Raw genomic sequence first — 19,811 nt, 5'->3', positions numbered from 1 at the left:
AAATCTCCAGACATAAAAAAATCCAACCACCGCTAAGTGATTGGATTTTTAGGGGAATTCTGGTCGGGACGGTAGGATTTGAACCTACGACCCCTTGCACCCCATGCAAGTGCGCTACCAAGCTGCGCTACGCCCCGTAAACTGCAAACCGCCGAGAAACAAGGTTTATCTCAGTGGCTTAGCGGGAGCGAAGTCTACACCAGCCCAAACTAAAAATAAACACCGGGCTGGCGAATTTCTCTCGAAATCAACGTAACTTGGTCTCCCGCAGCGCCAGGATGAATTCCGGCGGCTCGAAGGTATCCGGTTGGGCGCTTTCCCAGTACTTATCGAACACCCGAAGGCCGGTTTTGCCTTCCAGTAGTGCTCCCGGTTCGAGGATCGGAAACAGGTCCAGATAGCTATGCACTTCGGTTTTGGAGATGCGGCGAACTATGTGCTCCGGGCCAAGCTCAGAGGGATGCCGGAGACCCGAGGCCTCAAGCAGATTCTGCAGGGCATCCAGAGTGTTCTTGTGGAAGTTGAATACCCGCTCGCTTTTCAAGGGCACGTCCAGTTTATTGCCACGACGGGGATCTTGCGTTGCGACCCCGCTGGGACAGCGGCCGGTATGACAATTCAATGCCTGGATGCAGCCCAGGGAAAACATGTAGCCCCTGGCGGAATTACACCAGTCCGCTCCCAGAGCAAGGGTGCGGGCAATATTGAACGCCGACGTAATCTTGCCTGCGGCGCCAATGGCGATGTCTTCGCGCAGGTGAGTGCCCACCAGTGTGTTATGAACCAGAAGCAGAGCCTCTGTCATCGGCATGCCAAGGCGATTGATGAACTCCAGTGGCGCCGCACCGGTGCCGCCTTCGCCGCCATCAACCACGATGAAATCGGGCTTTTTGCCTGTCTTCAGCATGGCCTTAACGATGGCGAACCATTCCCAGGGGTGGCCAATGGCGAGCTTGAAGCCGACCGGTTTGCCGCCGGAGAGGCTTCGCAGCTGTTCGAGGAATTCCAGCAGTTCAATGGGGGTGGAAAAGGCGGAATGGCTGGCGGGTGAAATGCAGTCTTCGCCAACCTGAACGCCTCGGGCTTCAGCGATTTCGGGGGTCACTTTTGCACCAGGCAAAATGCCACCGTGGCCTGGTTTTGCCCCTTGAGATAGTTTGACCTCTATCATTTTGACCTGGTCCAGGGTGGCATTCCTTTCGAACATCTCGGCATTGAAGGAGCCGTCGGGATGCCGGCAACCGAAATAGCCGGAACCGATTTCCCAGACCAGATCTCCGCCGGGTTCCCGGTGGTAGCGGGAGATCGATCCTTCCCCTGTGTCGTGGTAGAAGCCTCCTTTTTTTGCGCCGGTATTCAGGCTCAGAATGGCGTTGGCGGAAAGTGAGCCAAAGCTCATGGCGGAGATGTTGAAAACGCTGGCACTGTAAGGTTTCTCGCAGTTTTTGCCGATCAGAATCCGGAAGTTACTGCTGTCGAGTCGGGTTGGGGTGAGCGAGTGGTTCATCCATTCAAAGCCCTCGTCGTACATGCCTAACTGTGAGCCGAATGGTCGCTTGTCGAGCACGTTCTTCGCCCGCTGGTAGATAATAGTGCGCTGTTCCCGCGAGAACGGCCGCTCCTCCGTATCGGACTGGATAAAGTACTGCCTGATCTCCGGGCCGATCGACTCAAACAGATACCGCAAGTTGGCCATGATGGGATAGTTTCGGCTAACAGTATGCTTTCGCTGCAGTAAATCCCAGGTGCCGAGGGCTGTGAGCGCACCAAAAATCACCGGAAACAGATAGCCTGCTCCAAGCCAAAGCGTTACCGGTAAAGACACCAGCAGCCCGGCGATGCTGAGCACATAAGCGGAATAGCGCAAAGGGAAGGTGGTGGTTTTTTCCATGAATACCTCTGGGTGCTGTCGGGCGGGTGTCGGCGAAACCTTGTAGTATAACTACGTCACTTGTTCGGGTAGTAGACCTGTTTCAGGAAACAATCGTTGCCTCTGCAAAATCTGGACTATGCTGATGTAGATAAAAAAGGCATTTTTTTTGCTTTTGATGTTTTGAGTTCAAAGTAATAAAATGACCGGCTTGTAACGTATGAATGATTGTTCATTGCGTTATCCATTCACTCAGCATATTCAGTGATCACACCAGACCAGGAGGCGCCAACGTGGGCGAGGTAGTGAAAGACGAATATCAGACGGATTACGTCGCAGGCCAGGATAATATCAATCCGTTCGGCCTGGATCTTCATAACTGGGTTTTCCCGGTAGCGGCCATCATTGTGGTTCTGTTTGTTATCGGAACATTGATGTTTCCGGTAGCGGCGAAGGAGACTCTTGATGGGGCCAAGTGGGACATTATTGCCAGTTTTGACTGGTTCTTCCTGCTCAGCGCCAACATTTTCGTGGTTGTCAGCCTTGCGCTGATCTTCATGCCGGTAGGCAAGATCCGGCTGGGTGGACAGGATGCAACGCCCGAATTCTCAACCATGTCATGGTTTGCCATGCTGTTCGCAGCCGGGATGGGGATCGGCCTGATGTTCTGGGCCGTGGCCGAGCCGGTGGCCTACTACACAGGCTGGTACGAAACCCCGTTCAATGTGGCTGCCAACTCTCCCGAAGCGCGTGATCTGGCGATGGGGGCAACCCTTTATCACTGGGGGCTGCACCCCTGGGCAATCTACGCCATTGTGGCTCTGTCTCTGGCGTTCTTTGCGTTTAACAAGAACATGCCACTGACCATCCGTTCCGCGTTTTTCCCACTGCTGAAAGACAAGGTGTGGGGCTGGCCGGGGCACATCATTGATGTCCTCGCGGTTGTGGCCACTATCTTTGGTCTGGCCACGTCACTTGGCTTTGGTGCCCAACAGGCTGCCTCCGGCCTGGATTACCTGTTTCAGGTAGGTTCTGGCACCAATGTGCAGATGGCTATCATTGTTGGCGTTACGGCCTTGGCGCTCATTTCCGTGCTGCGAGGTCTGGACGGCGGCGTTAAGGTGCTCAGTAACATCAACATGGCGACTGCGGGCATCGTGTTGTTCTTCGTGATCTTCGCCGGTCCGACCATGACCATTCTGGAGACCATCTGGGTAACCTCTTCCACCTACGTGGCCAACATTGTGCCGCTGAGTAATCCGTTTGGTCGTGAAGACGAGGCGTGGTTCCAGGGCTGGACTGTATTCTACTGGGCCTGGTGGATTTCCTGGTCACCGTTCGTAGGTATGTTTATCGCGCGGGTTTCAAAAGGCCGGACAGTACGTGAGTTCGTCACTGCGGTTCTGATTATCCCGACCTTGATCACCACCGTATGGATGAGTGGTTTCGGTGGCACGGCACTGGAACAGATCCAGCAAGGCGTTGGTGTGCTCGCAGACAAAGGGCTGACCGAGGTTTCTCTGGCGACCTTCCAGATGTTTGAGCAGCTGCCCTGGACCGGCATTGTCTCGTTCGTCGGTATTATCCTGGTGCTGGTGTTCTTCGTAACCTCGTCGGATTCCGGCTCGCTGGTGATCGACAGCATCACCGCTGGCGGCAAAACCGATGCCCCGACGGCTCAGCGTGTATTCTGGGTGGTCATGGAAGGTGCCATTGCGGCGGCGTTGATCTTCGGCGGTGGCGAAGACGCTCTGGGCGCGATCCAGGCCGTGGCCATCAGTGCCGGGTTGCCCTTCACGGCAATACTTCTGCTGATGACCTGGGGCTTGTTGAAAGGCCTCACCCATGAGAGGAAGTTGCTCCTGCAAAGGGGTGAGCTGACCTCCTGATCAGCGGGTCTGAACAAAAAACCGGAGCTACACCAGCTCCGGTTTTTTTATGCCCAAACACTGATTGTCAGCGCCGGGCAAAGCTTTCCATGGCAAACAGCGCTCGCTCTCTGGGGCTGAAATGTGGGCGCTTGAGGCTCTCGATCGCGTTGAGCCTGGGCAGCAGGCCGCAGCCGTTGGCCATCTGAATGGCCAGACCGGGTCGGGCGTTCAGTTCGAGCAGCAGTGGGCCTTCGTTGGCGTCCACCACCAGGTCTACCCCCATATATCCCAGGCCGGTGGCCTCATAGCATCGGGCTGCCATTTCCAGCATGTTTTCCCAGTCTTCAATCCGGATATTCTCCAGAGCCAGTCCGGTGTCCGGGTGCAGGGTAATCGGCCGATTGAACTGAACTGCGTTCAGGCTCTGGCCAGAGCCGATATCCAGCCCGACGCCAACAGCCCCCTGGTGCAGGTTGGCTTTACCGTCGGACGCGGTGGTTGCCAGCCGGAGCATAGCCATGACGGGATATCCCTGAAACACCACGATCCGGATGTCGGGTACGCCCTGGAAGGAGTACTTGGCGAGTGCCGGGGAGGACTGAACCAGGTTTTCAACAATGGCAACATCCGGGGTACCGGCAAGGGAATACAGGCCAGCCAGAATGTTGGTGAGGTGACGCTCCAGCATGGCGACGGAAATGCGGGCGCTGGAGGCCTTGATAAAGTCGTCGCCGTCTCGCCCCGTAATCACGGTAATGCCCTTGCCGCCAGAGCCTTTTGCTGGCTTGATGGCGAAACCGGCCAGATCCTCTGCCATTTCCCGAAAATGGGAGATTTCGTGTTGTTGGCGAACCACCTGCAGCAGCTTGGGGGTTTTTACGCCGTATTCGCTGACCGCCAGCTTGGTTTTCAGCTTGTTGTCCACCAGCGGGTAGGAGGTGCGATCATTGTACCGGGCAATGTAATCTACATTGCGCCGGTTCATGTTCAGCATCCCGAGATTTTTCAGCCTGCGTGGAGAGATCCAGTCCATATCAGTCGTAGGCCTTCATCGGGGTAAACCGCTTGAGCTCGCTGAGCTTGTAGCCGGTGTACTGACCCATCAGCAGGATCAGCCCGAGAATAACCAGATGTAACTCCGGGAAGTTGAAGGTGAGGTGGCCAGCCAGCGGTGTACTCATGGCCAGGTAGGCGCAGATGGCCACAAACAGACTGCCTGACCCCTGCACAAGCACTTCGCGGGCGCCTTCCTCTTCCCAGAGAATGGACATACGTTCGATGGTCCAGGCGATGATCACCATGGGGAAGAAGGTGACGGTCATGCCGGTGTTAAAGCCCATCTGGTAGCCAATGATGCTGAGCCCTGCGGTGATGAAGATCACCAGAATGATCAACGCCGATATGCGTGATACCAGCAGCAGGTTCAGGCTGGAAAGATAGCCGCGCAACAGCAGGCCAATGGCTACAACGGACAGAAAGGCGATCAGCCCTGGCACCAGAGTGGTCTGTACAAAGGCCACGGCGATCAGGACCGGCATGAAGGTGCCCGATGTCCGGATGCCAATGACAATCCGCATGAAGGCGACAATGAGAGCGCCGATGGGGAGCAACAGCAGCATTCGGAACATGCTCTGTTCTTCGATGGGTAGCTGGTAGAAACCGAGCACACTCAGCCCATTGGCGTTGGACTCCAGCGTTGCCAGTTGCAGCGCCGGCACGGTCTGCCGCAGCATGGAAAAGCTTACCTGGGAGTCGTCGCCACCCACCACGTCGAGGAGGGAATCTGCCCCCTGTCTCCAGAGCAACAGGTTTTCCGGTACACCTTGTTCTGCGGTGCGCGGGTCGAAGGTAAGCCAGCGCTTGCCGTTGTATATCTGTAGAAATGGAACCAGTTGTTGGCGACGGCGGGCATCCTCAAGCTTCAGGGCATCTGCGGTGCGCGCAGCGATGCCAGCGTGGTTCAGCATCTTCACCAGCAGTTGCAGATAGTTGTCGTCAGATACCAGTAATGTTGTGTTCTGGGTGCGATTGTCTGGCTGCATCAGGCGGATCAGCTCGCGGGTCATGCTCTCCGGGGAACTGGATCGCTCGGAAGCCTGGGTCAGGAGCTCTCTTACGGCGGTGGCCTGGGGCTCTTCCCAGAAAACCGTCAATGCCCGGGGTTTACGCACTGGCGGAGTGTGAATCACGTCTTCATCGGGCACAAACTGTGCTTTGAAATAGAGAGTCTGAGGACCGGCGACGTCTCGTTTTGTCCACTGGGCCCTGCGCCCGCTGTTGCTATCCAGAATTGAGAAGCCGTAGCCGGGCGAGGCGGCCTGCTCCGTCAGGATACGGAAGCCGGGCGGTTGCTCCGGGATGTGCAGGCTCACTTCAGCCGGGCTGTTCTGGCCCTCAAAATCGACTCGCGCCTCAATCATCCAGACCGGACGTTGTTCACCGGTCATCCACGGAATACCCAGTTCCAGATGGCGCCAGGTGGCGATCGCTATCCCTGCCGCAATCAACAGGAAGACAAACACGTAAAACGGGACCCGGGAGCGTACCGTCATTCTTCCTCTCCGTTTGCCGCTTGTTCAAGGTAGGATTCGGGCAACTCGGTTGCGAATTCCTTGCCGACATCGATCAACATGACGTCTCGCAATACGTTGCGGCCAATCAGGACTTCGTAAGTCAGATTTGTCCGGTCGGCCAACGTAAACTCAGCCACCTGCTGGTGGTCGCCGATGGCAAACTGAAGCTCCACCACCACCCGGCGCTCTGACTCATCGGCACTGGACTGGATAATCTTCACTCGCCTGGAGATTTCTTTCTCCATGGCTACCCACTCGGCATCCTCAGTACCGGGAACGGGCACTTCAAAGCGTACCCAGTTGCTGCCATCCCGTTCAAAACGCTGAACGTTACGGGCGTGTATGGAAGAGGTTTCCGCGCCACTGTCGATTCGGGCGGTATAGACATGGTCGGGGCCAGCCAGGAAAAACTTTTCGACCTCACCGACAACGACTTTGCCTTTGAGGCGATCCGCCCGGCCTTTATCTTCGCGGGAAGCGGGGCAGGTAGGTGCCGCCTTTGGTGGTGGGCACGATGGCTTTTCAACCTGAGTGGCAATGGCCTGGAGAATGGTCTGGGTAGAATCCTGATTCTGCTGCAGGAGCTTTTCGTGCCTTACACCGGCATTCTGCTCCATGGTAACAAGGGTCGCACGCTGGCTTTGGACCGAGGCTCGCACCTCTTCAATATTCTCTTTCGGTACCATGAAATAACGATCGGAAGCGCAACCAGAAAGTGCGACTGCCAGCCCTGTTAAGGCAACTGCGAACAATGAGCGGGTTTGCGAAACACTGGACCCCATGAATATCCCCTGAACCGGCCGTGAGAATTATTGGCACTGGATGCCTCAGCCATTGGATGTGTTGTCAATCAGGCGGGAGAGTATACTACAACGTACCTGTGTGGTGACTTTACAGATGGTTAAGGCGCATCTTTACCGGCCCAGGAAAGGCCCCTGGCCCAGTGGCGTCTCGGATCTCAGGTACTCCTGGATGACCGGGGAACAATTCAGGTAGAACAGTAGCAGCTCCCGCTGAATATCCTGGTCCTGAATGCGCGCAGCAAAGGAAATGACTTCTTTGAGCGCACGGTCGCTGGAGGTGGTGTCTGTCGGCACCGTGAAGCTCTTTCCATAACGGCTTTTCAGCAACTGGGTCAGTCGCTCAAGGTGAAACTCGCCCGTATGGGTGATGTGAGGCAAAACCCGCACATGCTTTTCCGCCGAGCGCTGATTTTCCGAAGACAATGTCTGTTCGTCTTCCACACAGGTAGCCTGCAGGAAATCGGACCCGAATTTTCTCCACAATTCCTTGAACATGCTCCGACCTGCCAGTCAGCTTTCCGTTTACGGCTTTAGCACTCCGGTTGGGTGCTTTTTAACCGTTGTAGAGCAATTTACGCTCTGCGTCCATAGGTGGATTGACGCAATGTTGATAAATGCCAAACAGTCGAGGCCGGCCTGGTGGCACCGTTCCGCCAACAAGAAAAAAGGGTGAGCATTGCGGTAGACTGTCAGGCTTTGATCCCGGGGCCATGCCCTGAACTGACCAACGAAGACCAAGGAGAATATGCTGGTGCTAGATGCGCTTACCCTCACCATGGCTGAACGTCCGGAATGGCTGGCAGGTTGGTTCCTTGCTCTGGTGGCGAGTGCCGCCTTGTGTCTGGCGGGCATGATCTGGCTGCTGTGGCGTCGGCGTCAGGATAGAGCCACCGAGTCTGCCTTGCGCGAGGAACTGGACGCCCGGGACAGGCAGCTGAGAGATAGCGAGCAGGTGCGGGCGTTGCATGAACAGGAAGTTGAACATCTGCAGACCGCACTCGAGGAGCAGAAAGCCCGCTCCGGGCAGCTGGAGCAGAGCATCGAACACTGGCGACAACAGTCTGCGGCCCTGGAAAACCGATTGGCGGCACTGGCCTCGGAGTTGACAGCAAAACAGGATCGGGTTGCGCAACTGGCAAGTGAGAGCAGTCAATACCAGCAGCGGGCTGAAACGCTCTCAGAAGAGCTAGGCCAGTTGAAGGTCGAGTTACGCGAGCAGCAGGTCACTCTGGATAAAGAGCGCCGTAGTGCCTCGGAAAAACTGGAGTTGCTGGAAAAGAATCGAGATGCACTGAAACAGGAATTCGAGAACCTGGCGAACCGGATTTTCGAGCAGAAAAGTGAGCGCTTCAGCCAGCAATCCAAAACCAGCCTGGACTCCTTGCTTAACCCCTTCCGCGACCAGCTGCAGGATTTCCGCAAACGGGTTGAGGATGTCTACACCACGGAAACCCGGGATCGTCAGGCGCTTCGCAGCGAAATAAAATCGTTGCAGGAGCTGAACCGGCAAATTACCGAAGAAGCCGCCAATCTGACCCGCGCTCTCAAAGGTGACAAGAAAATTCAGGGCAACTGGGGTGAGTTGATCCTGGAGCGGGTGCTGGAACGGTCGGGCCTGCGCAAAGGGGTCGAGTACGAAACCCAGGGGAGTTACCGGGACGAAGATAATCAGTTGCTGAGGCCCGATGTCATCGTGCATTTGCCGGACCAGCGAAATCTGGTGATTGATTCCAAAGTATCGTTGGTGGCCTATCAGCAGTGGGTGACCGCAGATCAGGAGGAAGAACGCGCTGCGGCGCTGAAGCAGCATGTTGAGGCGGTTCGCAATCACATCCGTGCATTGAGCGAGAAAGATTACAGTCAGCTTAACGGGCTGCATTCTCCCGATTTCGTGCTGCTGTTCATGCCCATTGAGCCGGCATTTGTGGCAGCATTCCAGCAGGACGAGAATCTCTTCGCAGAAGCATTTGAGCGGAAGATTATTGTGGTGACGCCTACCACCCTGCTGGCGACACTGAGAACCATTGAGAATATCTGGCGTTATGAACGCCAGAGCCAGAATGCCCGCCGCATTGCCGATCGCGCCGGCGCGGTCTACGACAAGCTGCGGGTGTTTGTCGAGGCTATGGAAAAGCTGGGAAGCCAGTTACACACGGCCCAGGGCACCTACGATAATGCCATGAATACCCTGACCCGGGGCCGTGGTAATCTGATTTCCCAGGCCAATCGGTTTGTGGAGCTGGGGGTCAGGGTTAAAAAAGAGTTGCCCAAGTCGATAGTGGATCAGGCCGAGGTCGATTCTGAAGACGCCGATGAGCCGGGAGATACGCCCGCCATCGACAGGGAGCCTACGGACGCCGGGGAAGCCCGTGCAGAGGACCAACAGGAGTAGCGGTATGTTGTCATCCATGAAAAAAAGGCGTTTGCCTGGTCACAAGGCATTTGCGGGCCTGGTGTTGTCTTCTGTTCTTGCCCTGCAGGCGGGGTTCGCCCAGGCATTGGCTCCGGAACACGAGATTCGCCGCTTGATGCTGGCGACCGAAGAAGCCGTTGCAGCAGAGAACTGGAGTGAGGCAGGGGAGTACCTGAACCGCCTTCAGGCCATGGAGGGAGATAAGCCCGCCGAGTATTACTACTATCGCGGCCGGGCCATGTTGCAGGCCAATCATCTGAATGAGGCACGTTCAGCACTGGAGCAATACATTACCCGGGCCGGGGCAGAGGGCACGCATTACCAGCAAAGCCTGAAGCTGATTACCGACATAGAGAAGGCCAGCCGTGCCAGTGTTCGCGCTCTGGCCGAAGGGCAGGCCAATGCCAACGAGCCCGTGGCCGTGATTGAGCCGGCGAATGAACAGGATATGAAGACGCTGCGCCAGCTGTATCTGGCAGGCTCGGACAGGGAGGCTCTGGTCATCCATCTGAATACTCTGCTTGAGACCGCTGGCTGGCGGCGTGACAAAACGGTGGTGCGCCTGGACAGGCCAGCAGATCGCCAGTACCAGGTGGCTCTGGATGATGGCAATATCAGTATTCAGGACATCGAGCGCAATCCCGATGGCACCACCGTTCGCAGAACCCTGTCTCTGTCGGTATTCGGTGTGAATCCTCAGTTGCGTTGGGATTGTGAACCGGTGGTCGGAGCCTGCTGGGTTTATGATCCGCGGGACGGCTCCCGGCTTTTCCAGTTGGCGGAGAATCGCGATCAGGCCCGGGACATTGCCCGAACTCTGGGGCGCTTGATCCGGAACCTGCAGCAGGGAAGTTCGTAAGGCCGGGTGTTCAGACCAGATCGCCCCGTTCGCCTTCCCGCCAGGCGCCCGGGGTGACCCCCGTCCACTTCTTGAAGGCCCGATGGAAAGTGGATGGTTCGGTAAAGCCTACCCGTTCGGCAATATCGTTGATGGGCATCTCCGGATGGGCCAGATAGTAGATGGCCATATCCCGCCGCAATAGATCCTTGATCTCCTGAAACGACGTGTTCTCCTGCTTCAGGCGGCGCCTGAGGGTTTGCGGGCTGGTGTGCAGCTCTTGTGCTATCCAGTCGAAATCCGGCATGGGTTTGGAGAAGTCTCGGCCAATCAGGCCCCGAATACGACCGGTCCAGGTGTTGCTCTCATCCGGTCGTGACAGCAGGTCTGCCGGGGAGGTTTTCAGGAATTGTCGCATTTCCGGTTTGTCCCGAATCACCGGGGCGGAGAGGAAACGTTTGCTGAAGGTCAATGCCGTACAGTCGGACTCGAACGCCAGCGGACAATGAAAAATGTGCCGGTATTCGTCCCCGTGATCTGGCCTCGGGTAATCGAACTCAGCTTTCTCCAGTTCCACGGGCTGGCCAATGAGCCAGCTGCCCAGCCGGTGCCAGATCACCAGAATGCTCTCGCGCAGAAAATAGTCCGGGTCGTGGATGCTGCCTTCAATTCGCGTGACCAGGCGCACACGGTCATCGAGGATTTCAAGCTCCATGGACACCATCGGTTCGAACAGCCGAGAGAACCGGAAGGCCTGTTGATATACCTCTTCCAGCGTCTGGCAACCGACCACCAACGCACACATGGTGGCGAACGTTCCGGAGCGGGCACGGCGTGGCCCCATGCCCATAAACTCATCGCCAGTGCGCTGCCAGATTACCTGCATCAGCTTGCTGAACTGATCACTGCTCACCCTTGCCATTTCAATGCGAAGAAGATCTGGAGAGATCCCGGCTTCCTGGAGCAACGCACGGCTGTCCAGGCCCAGGCGTTCGGCGCCTGACAGGGAAGCTTCAACAAAATGTCGTGAGACTGTCAGTGTTGACATAGAGGCAGCCAGAAGAAAGAACGAACTTCATCATAAGTACCCGGCTCAACATTGCAAGCCCATGATTTGCCAACGGATGGAAGAAACGGTCAATAGGAATGAAGGAACCGGTAGTTGGCCCGGGCTGCAAAACCCGTCAGCATGAGTCAGAGTCATTGCCGCCGATCAAAAACAAGGAGATGCTTTATGGCAGCCCCGCTCGCCAACCTGAAAATTCTGGATTTCAGTACCTTGCTGCCCGGACCCTACGCCACCATGATGCTCGCCGATATGGGCGCGGAAGTGCTCAGAATTGAAGCCCCGGATCGCGTGGATCTGGCCAAGGTAATGCCACCTTTTGATGGTAAATTCAGCACCACTTTTTCCTACCTCGGTCGCGGCAAGCAAACCTTGCAACTGAACCTGAAGCAGCCCGAGAGTGTTGAAAAGGTCAAGCAGCTGGTTCAGGACTATGACATTGTGGTGGAGCAGTTTCGCCCGGGCGTCATGGATCGCCTCGGGATAGGCTATGAGGTACTCAAAGCCATCAATTCCAAGCTGATTTACTGTGCCATTACGGGCTATGGCCAGACCGGTCCCTACAAGGACAGGGCAGGCCACGATATCAACTATCTTGCTATTTCCGGTGTTGCCAGCCACTGCGGTCGCGCTGACAGCGGTCCATCACCCATGGGCATTCAGATTGCCGACGTGGCCGGAGGCTCCCATCACGCCGTGATGGGCATCCTCGCTGCCGTCATCAAACGCCAGGAAACCGGAGAGGGCGCCTTTATCGACATCAGCATGACCGATGCCGCCTTCGCCCTGAATGCCATGGCGGGTGCTGCTGCCCTGGCAGGCGGACAGCCTCAGAAGCCCGAAAGCGGCATGCTCAATGGTGGCACCTTCTACGACTATTACCAGACCAGAGATGGCCGCTGGTTGTCTGTCGGGAGCCTGGAGCCGCAGTTCTCTTCGCGCCTGTGTGACACCCTTGAGTTGGGCGAACTGAAAAGCTATGCCCTGAGTCAGAAGCCCGAACATCAGCAGGAGCTGAAAGCCGCTATCAAACAGAAGATCGCGGAGCGTTCACTGGCTGAGTGGCGGGAGGTGTTTGCCGATGTGGATGCCTGTGTAGAGCCGGTATTGACGATTGAGGAGGCGGCAGAGCATCCGCAGTTGAAGGCCAGGGGGATGGTTGTTGAAAGGGATCGAGGGGATGGAAATCTGCAGAAGCAGATTGGTTCCGTTTTCAGCTAGAGGCACAGACAAAAAAGGGCTCCCGTTGAGGGAGCCCTTTGTCATTCTGCCTGCCTGAGTTTATCAGGGCGCGGTGCAGAATGCGGGCAGTTCCGCCAAAGTAACACCGAAGGTCACCAGTGTCTCGCAGACCATGCCGCCAAATACGGCATTATTATTAGCCGATACCGGGGTTCCGTGATCACCTGCCTGATAAGTCGTCAACAGATCATCGCCGAGTCCAATGGTCAGCGGTTTTGTGCCGGCCAATGGTGCACTGAAGCTGTTCACAGTGACTGGTACAGGCAGACCTGTAACTTCTGGTCCGAATGTGCCGGACAGTGCGTCAATACCCCACTGTTCCTGGTCAGCAGCATTCGGGATAACGGTATCTCCTGCAACCTCGGACAGCAGGATAGGCGTTCCACCCGCTGCAAGGGAGGCGGTGAAGTTCACAGGATCTGCTGAGTCGATCGCAGCCTGGAAAATATTAAAGAACGTCTCGAGATTGGCGTCGCCTTGTTCCAGTCCAGCAGCTTGCTGCAGGCCAAACAGAATGCGAGGCGCGAACGACGGTGAGTTCTCCAGCAGTCGAACCACGCCACCGCCCGGCGTCAGCAGGCTGGCAGACTGGATATTGTTGAACGCTGATGGCAATGAGCTGCTGCCGTCAGGTGCGGTGAAGATGGTATCCGCGATCTGATCCTCGTTGGCGGCAGCCAGGAACGGCATACCGGTGATGGTGCCGAGCGAGTGGCCAACAAAGTAGACCGGATCATTGATGTCGATGGTCAGCGTGCCGTCATCTCCGCCCGCTGCCGCCGGTTTCTGAAGCGTCATGCCTGCACGACCTGCCGCCGGACTGCCGGCCAGGGTGGCGCGAAGGTTCAACTGGTCAACAACGCTCTGACGGATATTGTCCCTGCCAGCCAGGAAATTCTGAAGGTTGATGAAGAAACTGCCGGAGCCATCGGTACCGGCGGCGTTAGCTGGATCGAAAACCATTGGCGCCGGTGTGCCTGCGGGGGTGGCGTACAGGCCGTAATGGCGTTCAAACGTATCCGGCGCGAGGCCGGGGATGGTACTGCCAGCATTCGCTACGGTGTTGACGAGCGACTGAGCGGTTGCTGCAGACAAGCCCAGCTCGTTAACGAGACGTGTAGTATCGCCCGCTACAACGACCGGGGCATATACGGGAATTGCCGCTTCCGGAGCTCCGCCGGCTGCCAGCAGGTCACCTGCCAGCTCGAGCTGAGCCTCCTCGGAGAATGGCGTGATGCCATGCAGTGGCTGGTCGATAGCGACTACAACGTAACCCTGAGCCGCCAACGCCGTGCCAAAGGTCAGGGCTGCGCTACGATCCGTGGTGATGCCGTGCTGGTACATGACCACACCGCGTTCGTTGCCGCTGTTCGGGTAGAGAACGAGCATCGGGACTTCCTGAGTGCTCTGTTCCAGCGGGAAAGGGAAGATGTAGTTGACCGCTGTCGATACGGAAGCATCGGCCTGCGGCAGGCTCAGGCCAAGCGCCGAGAAGGTGGTATTCAGAGATTCGGCCAGGGGTTGGTCTGCAACCCAGTTCACTGCGTTGCCGCCTGCGATGCCCGCGGGAGTATTGCCCAGATAGTAGGGGAGCGAGATGCTGCCCTGAACGGCCAGCACACCGGAAGCTCCGGGAATGCTTCCAGCAACTGCTGATACCAGGCCAACAGGCTGAATGGTGCCGTTGTCGATGGTGATCGCATCCGTAAAGCCGGCGCCATCGAATACGTTACGGTTAACACCAGGCAACGGTGTTGGGAGTTCCTCCCGGAACTGCGATGCGAGGGAGGTTGCCAGGCAGTCGATGGCTCCTGAGCCCAGATCCCCGGCGCCTGCGATCGGGCAGGGCCCAGTGGGCGCGAATACGGCGTTCAGAGGCGAGGCCGGATTCTCGGGAAGCGATTGTGGGAACTGTGCGACGGCAGCGTCCGCAGCGGCTGCAAGATCCGCGTACGCGGAGGCGCCCCCTTGACGAGCGGCCGTCACCGCACTGGTGCGTACGAACGTAGTGATCTGATCCGCGAACCAGGCCGCTGGCTCAGCAATGTATTGCAGTACTTTCGCATCATTTGACGTTGTGAAGCTGTAGGTCAGAGCTATCTCGCTTTCATTCAGCGAGCCACCCAGCGCCTTGATGTAGTTGGTAGCGATTGGCTCCCAAAGGTTGTTAACGAGAGTTCTGACAGGCAGAAGAGCCCCGTTGACGAGCCCTTTGCCGGGATCATCCTCTGTTCCCTCGCCGGTGATGTTCGTATACAGCGGATCCTGAATGATCGAATCGCCATTGATGTCCTTGACCCCTGTCGTGACAAGAACCACGTAGCGCTTCTGCGGGTTCAGGGGTTCGAGCGGCAGGATTCGAATGGCCGAATTGCCGTCGAGAGATTCAACCTCTGCGCGAATCTTCGGCATGTTCTGGGGGCCGCTGATTGCGAGTTCGAGAGTTGGTGGCTCTCCAGCAGACAGCGCCCGTACCGGGTCGCCGCTGGCGTAAGCCAATTCAATGAGGTGAACTGTTTTTCCGGCAATAACGGTTGACGCATCAAGCTGCCCGCTGGTCTGAATTACAGCAGGGGCAATGGTAGAAGCACCGGACAGCTCATTGAGCGCTGTGGTAACCGGCGGAGTAGTGTCATCAACACCAAAGGTTCCGTCTTTCTGCGTGGAGTCAAAAATCAAATCGTTGGGCAGAGGCAACTGGCCCTTCGCAGGGTTAAAGATGGGGTAGGTTTTTCCCAGTGAATCAGCAGAATACTGGGGCTTGGGATTATCATTACCCCCACTGTTAGAGCCACTGAAACAGCCCGTCAACCCAAGGGAAGAAGCCACGGCAAGACTTATTAGAGTTTTCTTGAACATGGGTGGAACCTTTTCCTGTTGTTGTGTCGTTATATCCGGCGTTGACGGAACCGGTCGGCCCCAGGATTCCGCGCACAGCCTTTTCTGATTTGTTGGTTGTCTGAAATTGTAGCCAGCACTTAAAAGCCAATTTCTGTAGCTTCGACTATAGCGACAGAGTAGCAAGTGTTGATCAGCCAAAAGTGTGATTCTGCGTCTGGAAACCCTCCTCGCACCCTTGGAGTGGCCCTCAATCAAAAATAGTGGTCGGTCCGCGGTTTGTCGAGTTCCAGTGGCCGGGTAATGCCTGTTTTAACAAATTGTTGCGAATTGGTTTTACCGTCATAGCTAATTTCGCTGGCGTACATAGCATTTGCGCCTTCTGTCGCATCAACCGCTGTGTCGAATTTCTGGTAAACTCTCGCTTCCTTATATAAGCAGGGGGCTGCTTTGGTGGCTCCGCATACTTCCGATAATCAGAAAGCTGATGAGGCCACTATGACCACCGTGATCCGCCAGGACGACCTGATCGAAAGCGTAGCCGATGCGCTGCAGTTCATTTCCTACTATCACCCGAAGGATTTCATTCAGGCCGTGTACGAGGCCTACCAGAAGGAAGAGTCCCAGGCGGCCAAGGATGCCATGGCCCAGATTCTGATTAACTCCCGTATGTGTGCCCAGGGCCACCGTCCGATCTGTCAGGACACCGGTATCGTCACCGTGTTCGTGAACATCGGTATGGACGTGAAGTTCGAGTGCGACATGGCGCTGGACGACGTGATCAACGAAGGTGTACGCCGCGCCTACACCCATCCGGACAACGTGCTGCGGGCCTCTGTGCTGGCAGATCCGGACGGCAAACGCCAGAACACCAAAGACAACACCCCCGCCATCATTCACTACAAGATGGTGCCGGGTAACACCGTAGACGTGCACGTGGCAGCCAAGGGCGGCGGCTCTGAAGCCAAGTCCAAGTTTGCCATGCTGAACCCGTCCGACTCGGTTGTGGACTGGGTGTTGAAGATGGTGCCGCAGATGGGTGCCGGCTGGTGTCCGCCTGGCATGCTGGGTATTGGTATTGGTGGTACCGCTGAGAAGGCGATGGAGCTGGCGAAAGAGGCTCTGTTGGATCCAATCGATATTCACGATCTGCAGGCCCGCGGTGCCTCCAATCGTGCCGAGGAATTGCGCCTGGAGCTGTTCGAGAAGGTGAACGAGCTGGGCATCGGCGCTCAGGGGCTGGGTGGCCTGACCACCGTTCTGGATGTAAAAGTCAAGGATTACCCCACCCACGCGGCCAACAAGCCGGTGGCGATCATCCCGAACTGCGCAGCAACCCGCCACGCACACTTTGTGCTGGATGGTACGGGCCCGTCCCTGCAGACCCCGCCGAGCCTGGACGACTGGCCGGAAATCACCTGGGAAGTAGGCGAGAATGTTCGCCGTGTGAATCTGGACACTGTAACTCCGGAAGACGTGAAAGACTGGCAACCGGGTGAAACCGTTCTGCTGTCCGGCAAGATGCTGACCGGCCGTGATGCTGCCCACAAGAAGATGGTGGATATGATCGAGCGCGGCGAAGAGCTGCCGGTAGATCTGAAAGGCCGCTTCATTTACTACGTGGGCCCGGTTGATCCGGTACGCGAAGAAGTGGTTGGCCCCGCTGGCCCTACTACTGCAACCCGCATGGACAAGTTCACTGACACCATGCTGGAAAAAACCGGCCTGACTGGCATGATCGGCAAAGCCGAGCGTGGCCAGGTTGCCATCGACGCCATCAAGAAGCACGGCGCGGTGTATCTGATGGCGGTGGGCGGTGCGGCCTACCTGGTCTCCAAGGCCATCAAGGGCGCCAAGGTGGTGGCCTTTGAAGAGCTGGGTATGGAAGCCATTTACGAGTTTGAAGTGCAGGATATGCCGGTAACTGTAGCGGTGGATTCCCGTGGCAGTTCCGTGCACCAGACCGGCCCGGTGGAGTGGCACGACAAGATCATTGCTGCCAAGGCGGTTTGATCTGAGTCTTTGTTAGTCCGGTGGCAGCCTTGGGTGTTCGGCTCAAGGCTGCCACTGAAAGTCCTTCATCTTTACCTTTCCTTTATACACTTCCACCCCTTCCAGCCTCAGTTTCTCTGTTTGAAGCTGGCATGTTTCCGTGCCTTCAGGAAAGGCGATCTGGCCGTTGCTCCGGATAACCCGATACCAGGGAATGCAGTGGCCGGCGGGCAGTTTGCCCAGGGCCCGGCCAACGAAACGCGCCTGGCGTCCGAGGCCGGCCATGGCGGCTACCTGACCGTAGCTGGCCACTTTCCCTTTCGGAATCGCGGCCACTACCTGCCAGATTTTCTGCTCCTTTGTCGGTTCCTTTTCGGACTCGTTCATTCAGAGCTCCGGTATTGGCCGGGTTACAGGCGCAGGGCGCCGTCCACCTCGATCATGCGGCCAGAAACGTAGTCGTTCTCGAAGATAAACGCTACCGCTGAGGCGATTTCCTCTGGCTTGCCCATGCGTTTCAGGGGGATGCCGGCGGTCATTTTCTCCAGGGCTTCCGGTTTCATGGAAGCCGTCATTTCGGTTTCGATAAACCCTGGGGCGATGCCCATGCAGCGGATGCCGTAGCGGGCGAGTTCTTTGGCCCACACTGGCACCAGGGCAGATACGCCGGCTTTGGCGGCGGAGTAGTTGCTCTGGCCCATGTTTCCGGCGCGGGAGATAGAGGCGATGTTGATGATCGCGCCCTGGTCGCCGTTTTCGATCATGCGGGTGGCCGCTTCACGGCCGCACAGGAAAACGCCGGTGAGGTTAACGTCGATCACGGACTGCCACTGGGCCAGCTCCATGCGCTTCTCGAGCTTGCCGTCCTTGAATTTCACCATCAGGCCGTCGCGCAGGATGCCGGCGTTGTTCACCAGGCCGTTGAGGTGGCCAAAGTCATTGATGATTGCCTGAAAGGTTGCCTCAACGTCTTCTTCTTTGGCGACGTTGCAGACATAGGTTTTGGCGTCGCCACCGGCCAGTTTGCAGGCCTCAGCGGCTTCAGCCAGCTTGTCTTCCATCAGGTCGATGAGTGCCAGCCTGGCGCCTTTGGCTGCCAGGTATTCAGCCATTGCGCGGCCGAGGCCCTGGCCGCCACCAGTGATTGCGATAACAGAATCTTGAAGTTTCATGGTTTGCCCTAATTAAGTTCAGAGGTGTTTTACGTTCTCTGTGTGTCTGCATCGTTTTTATGGGGAGGCATTTTGCCCGTTTTCTTTTTTCTTTTCATCGTTATGCCCATTGCCGAACTGGCGGTATTGATTCAGGTCGGTAGCGTTATCGGCGTGTTGAATACGGTAGGGCTGGTGTTTCTGACGGCTGTAATCGGGGCCTGGTTGCTGCGCCAGCAGGGGCTGGCGACCTTGTTGCGGGCGAATGAACGGCTCAACAGCGGTGAGTTGCCGGCGAAAGAAGTGGCCGAGGGGCTGATTCTTGCGGTCGGCGGCGCCATGTTGCTCACGCCGGGGTTTATCACCGACACCTTCGGCTTTCTGTGTTTGTTGCCGGGCTCGCGACATTGGCTGGCATCGCAGGCGCTGAAGAGAATGACGGTGGCGGGGCAGAATCGCGGCCGGAGTTTCTTTTTCAGCGCTGGAGGCGGTGCAGGGCCCTTCGGACAAGGCCCATTTGGCCAGCAGCGACCATTCGATCGTGATGCCAACGGCAACATCATTGAAGGCGAGTACCAGGATCAGACCCGGAATGATCGGGGCCAGCTCCAGCAGGGGCAGTCTGATCAGGATGAGCAGGAAAAAAAGTGAAATTTTTTTCGTTGCGGGTGTTGAAAACCTTTCGCTCAACCCCATTAACACAGCACAGATTCGCTTCAGGCTGAAAATCGCTGTCTATCAGTGGCTTGGATGCCGGGGCAATTTGTCGGGTCCGGGTCTCCGGCCAGACATTTTTAACATGCAATTGTCATTGCCACATTAATCTGACTATTGGAGAAACAGAGCAATGAAAATTCGTCCGCTACACGATCGTGTTGTCGTACGCCGTAAGGAAGAAGAAGAGAAAACTGCGGGTGGCATCGTGCTGCCGGGTAATGCCAAAGAAAAGCCTTCCCAGGGCGAAGTGATCGCTGTGGGTAATGGCCGCATTCTGGATAACGGCGAAACCCGTGCACTGGCGGTCAAGGTGGGTGACACCGTGGTCTTCGGTCAGTACGCCGGTAACACCGTTAAGGTTGACGGTGAAGAGCTGCTCATCATGAGTGAGAACGATATTTACGGCGTGCTTGAGTGATCGCAACAGCGATAGGCAC

General features: G+C 56.8%; 16 protein-coding genes and 1 tRNA gene. 7 read left to right on the top strand and 10 right to left on the bottom strand.

Going from position 1 to position 19,811, the window contains the following annotated elements; translation table 11 throughout:
* Nucleotides 1-60 precede the first annotated feature (60 nt).
* Nucleotides 61-137: transfer RNA gene (locus tag ACAM27_RS14205), tRNA-Pro, on the bottom strand.
* A gap of 110 nt (nucleotides 138-247) precedes the next feature.
* Nucleotides 248-1,891, bottom strand: a complete 1,644-nt coding sequence (locus tag ACAM27_RS14200) for an FMN-binding glutamate synthase family protein (protein WP_369612157.1) — start codon at nucleotides 1,889-1,891, stop codon at nucleotides 248-250.
* A 272-nt stretch (nucleotides 1,892-2,163) separates the two neighbouring features.
* On the opposite strand from ACAM27_RS14200, the gene ACAM27_RS14195 reads away from it, so the two are divergent.
* A complete protein-coding gene (locus ACAM27_RS14195; RefSeq protein ID WP_206851348.1) occupies nucleotides 2,164-3,759 on the top strand; it encodes a BCCT family transporter in 1,596 nt (531 codons plus the stop codon).
* A gap of 67 nt (nucleotides 3,760-3,826) precedes the next feature.
* On the opposite strand, the gene ACAM27_RS14190 is transcribed toward ACAM27_RS14195, so the two are convergent.
* From ACAM27_RS14190 to ACAM27_RS14175, 4 genes are all read right to left on the bottom strand, one after another.
* The gene (locus ACAM27_RS14190; RefSeq protein ID WP_014420996.1) at nucleotides 3,827-4,774 is read right to left on the bottom strand and encodes an alpha-L-glutamate ligase-like protein; all 948 of its coding nucleotides are present in this window, start codon (nucleotides 4,772-4,774) and stop codon (nucleotides 3,827-3,829) included.
* A 1-nt stretch (nucleotide 4,775) separates the two neighbouring features.
* Nucleotides 4,776-6,293: an inactive transglutaminase family protein gene (locus ACAM27_RS14185; RefSeq protein WP_113878943.1), complete on the bottom strand. Its 1,518-nt coding sequence runs from the start codon at nucleotides 6,291-6,293 to the stop codon at nucleotides 4,776-4,778.
* The gene (locus tag ACAM27_RS14180; protein ID WP_022991663.1) at nucleotides 6,290-7,096 is read right to left on the bottom strand and encodes a RimK/LysX family protein; all 807 of its coding nucleotides are present in this window, start codon (nucleotides 7,094-7,096) and stop codon (nucleotides 6,290-6,292) included. Before ACAM27_RS14180 ends, ACAM27_RS14185 begins: the two co-directional genes overlap by 4 nt.
* A gap of 132 nt (nucleotides 7,097-7,228) precedes the next feature.
* On the bottom strand, nucleotides 7,229-7,612 hold the full coding sequence (locus ACAM27_RS14175) for a hypothetical protein (RefSeq protein WP_011785515.1): 384 nt from the start codon (nucleotides 7,610-7,612) through the stop codon (nucleotides 7,229-7,231).
* A gap of 250 nt (nucleotides 7,613-7,862) precedes the next feature.
* Between ACAM27_RS14175 and rmuC the strand changes: the two genes are divergently transcribed.
* Nucleotides 7,863-9,509 (top strand): DNA recombination protein RmuC, encoded by a 1,647-nt coding sequence (gene rmuC, locus ACAM27_RS14170; protein WP_288589878.1) that lies wholly within the window; start codon nucleotides 7,863-7,865, stop codon nucleotides 9,507-9,509.
* 4 nt (nucleotides 9,510-9,513) lie between these two features.
* The gene (locus ACAM27_RS14165; RefSeq protein ID WP_369612156.1) at nucleotides 9,514-10,389 is read left to right on the top strand and encodes a hypothetical protein; all 876 of its coding nucleotides are present in this window, start codon (nucleotides 9,514-9,516) and stop codon (nucleotides 10,387-10,389) included.
* Between the two features lie 10 nt (nucleotides 10,390-10,399).
* Here ACAM27_RS14165 and ACAM27_RS14160 read toward each other — a convergent pair whose 3' ends face one another.
* On the bottom strand, nucleotides 10,400-11,416 hold the full coding sequence (locus ACAM27_RS14160; protein WP_369612155.1) for an AraC family transcriptional regulator: 1,017 nt from the start codon (nucleotides 11,414-11,416) through the stop codon (nucleotides 10,400-10,402).
* A gap of 186 nt (nucleotides 11,417-11,602) precedes the next feature.
* Between ACAM27_RS14160 and ACAM27_RS14155 the strand changes: the two genes are divergently transcribed.
* Complete coding sequence (locus ACAM27_RS14155) at nucleotides 11,603-12,655, top strand: CaiB/BaiF CoA transferase family protein (protein WP_369612154.1); 1,053 nt, start codon at nucleotides 11,603-11,605, stop codon at nucleotides 12,653-12,655.
* 63 nt (nucleotides 12,656-12,718) lie between these two features.
* Here ACAM27_RS14155 and ACAM27_RS14150 read toward each other — a convergent pair whose 3' ends face one another.
* Entirely contained in the window at nucleotides 12,719-15,535 is a 2,817-nt protein-coding gene (locus ACAM27_RS14150; protein ID WP_369612153.1) for a hypothetical protein, read from the bottom strand.
* 477 nt (nucleotides 15,536-16,012) lie between these two features.
* On the opposite strand from ACAM27_RS14150, the gene ACAM27_RS14145 reads away from it, so the two are divergent.
* Nucleotides 16,013-17,527, top strand: a complete 1,515-nt coding sequence (locus ACAM27_RS14145; protein ID WP_022991656.1) for a fumarate hydratase — start codon at nucleotides 16,013-16,015, stop codon at nucleotides 17,525-17,527.
* Nucleotides 17,528-17,569: 42 nt separating this feature from the next.
* Here ACAM27_RS14145 and ACAM27_RS14140 read toward each other — a convergent pair whose 3' ends face one another.
* Nucleotides 17,570-17,893 carry an MGMT family protein gene (locus tag ACAM27_RS14140; RefSeq protein WP_011785508.1) on the bottom strand — a complete coding sequence of 108 codons (324 nt, stop codon included), beginning with the start codon at nucleotides 17,891-17,893 and terminating at the stop codon, nucleotides 17,570-17,572.
* Between the two features lie 23 nt (nucleotides 17,894-17,916).
* Nucleotides 17,917-18,678: an SDR family oxidoreductase gene (locus ACAM27_RS14135; RefSeq protein WP_011785507.1), complete on the bottom strand. Its 762-nt coding sequence runs from the start codon at nucleotides 18,676-18,678 to the stop codon at nucleotides 17,917-17,919.
* 72 nt (nucleotides 18,679-18,750) lie between these two features.
* On the opposite strand from ACAM27_RS14135, the gene ACAM27_RS14130 reads away from it, so the two are divergent.
* Nucleotides 18,751-19,308 carry an FxsA family protein gene (locus tag ACAM27_RS14130; protein WP_113878950.1) on the top strand — a complete coding sequence of 186 codons (558 nt, stop codon included), beginning with the start codon at nucleotides 18,751-18,753 and terminating at the stop codon, nucleotides 19,306-19,308.
* A gap of 196 nt (nucleotides 19,309-19,504) precedes the next feature.
* The gene (gene groES, locus ACAM27_RS14125; RefSeq protein WP_011785505.1) at nucleotides 19,505-19,792 is read left to right on the top strand and encodes a co-chaperone GroES; all 288 of its coding nucleotides are present in this window, start codon (nucleotides 19,505-19,507) and stop codon (nucleotides 19,790-19,792) included.
* Nucleotides 19,793-19,811 lie beyond the last annotated feature (19 nt).

Origin of the sequence: Marinobacter sp. RI1 (genome assembly GCF_041155085.1) — a bacterium.
GTDB classification, from domain to species: domain Bacteria; phylum Pseudomonadota; class Gammaproteobacteria; order Pseudomonadales; family Oleiphilaceae; genus Marinobacter; species Marinobacter nauticus.
The sequence above is the reverse complement of the archived record's forward strand: the minus strand, read 5'-3'. Positions and strand labels throughout refer to the sequence as shown.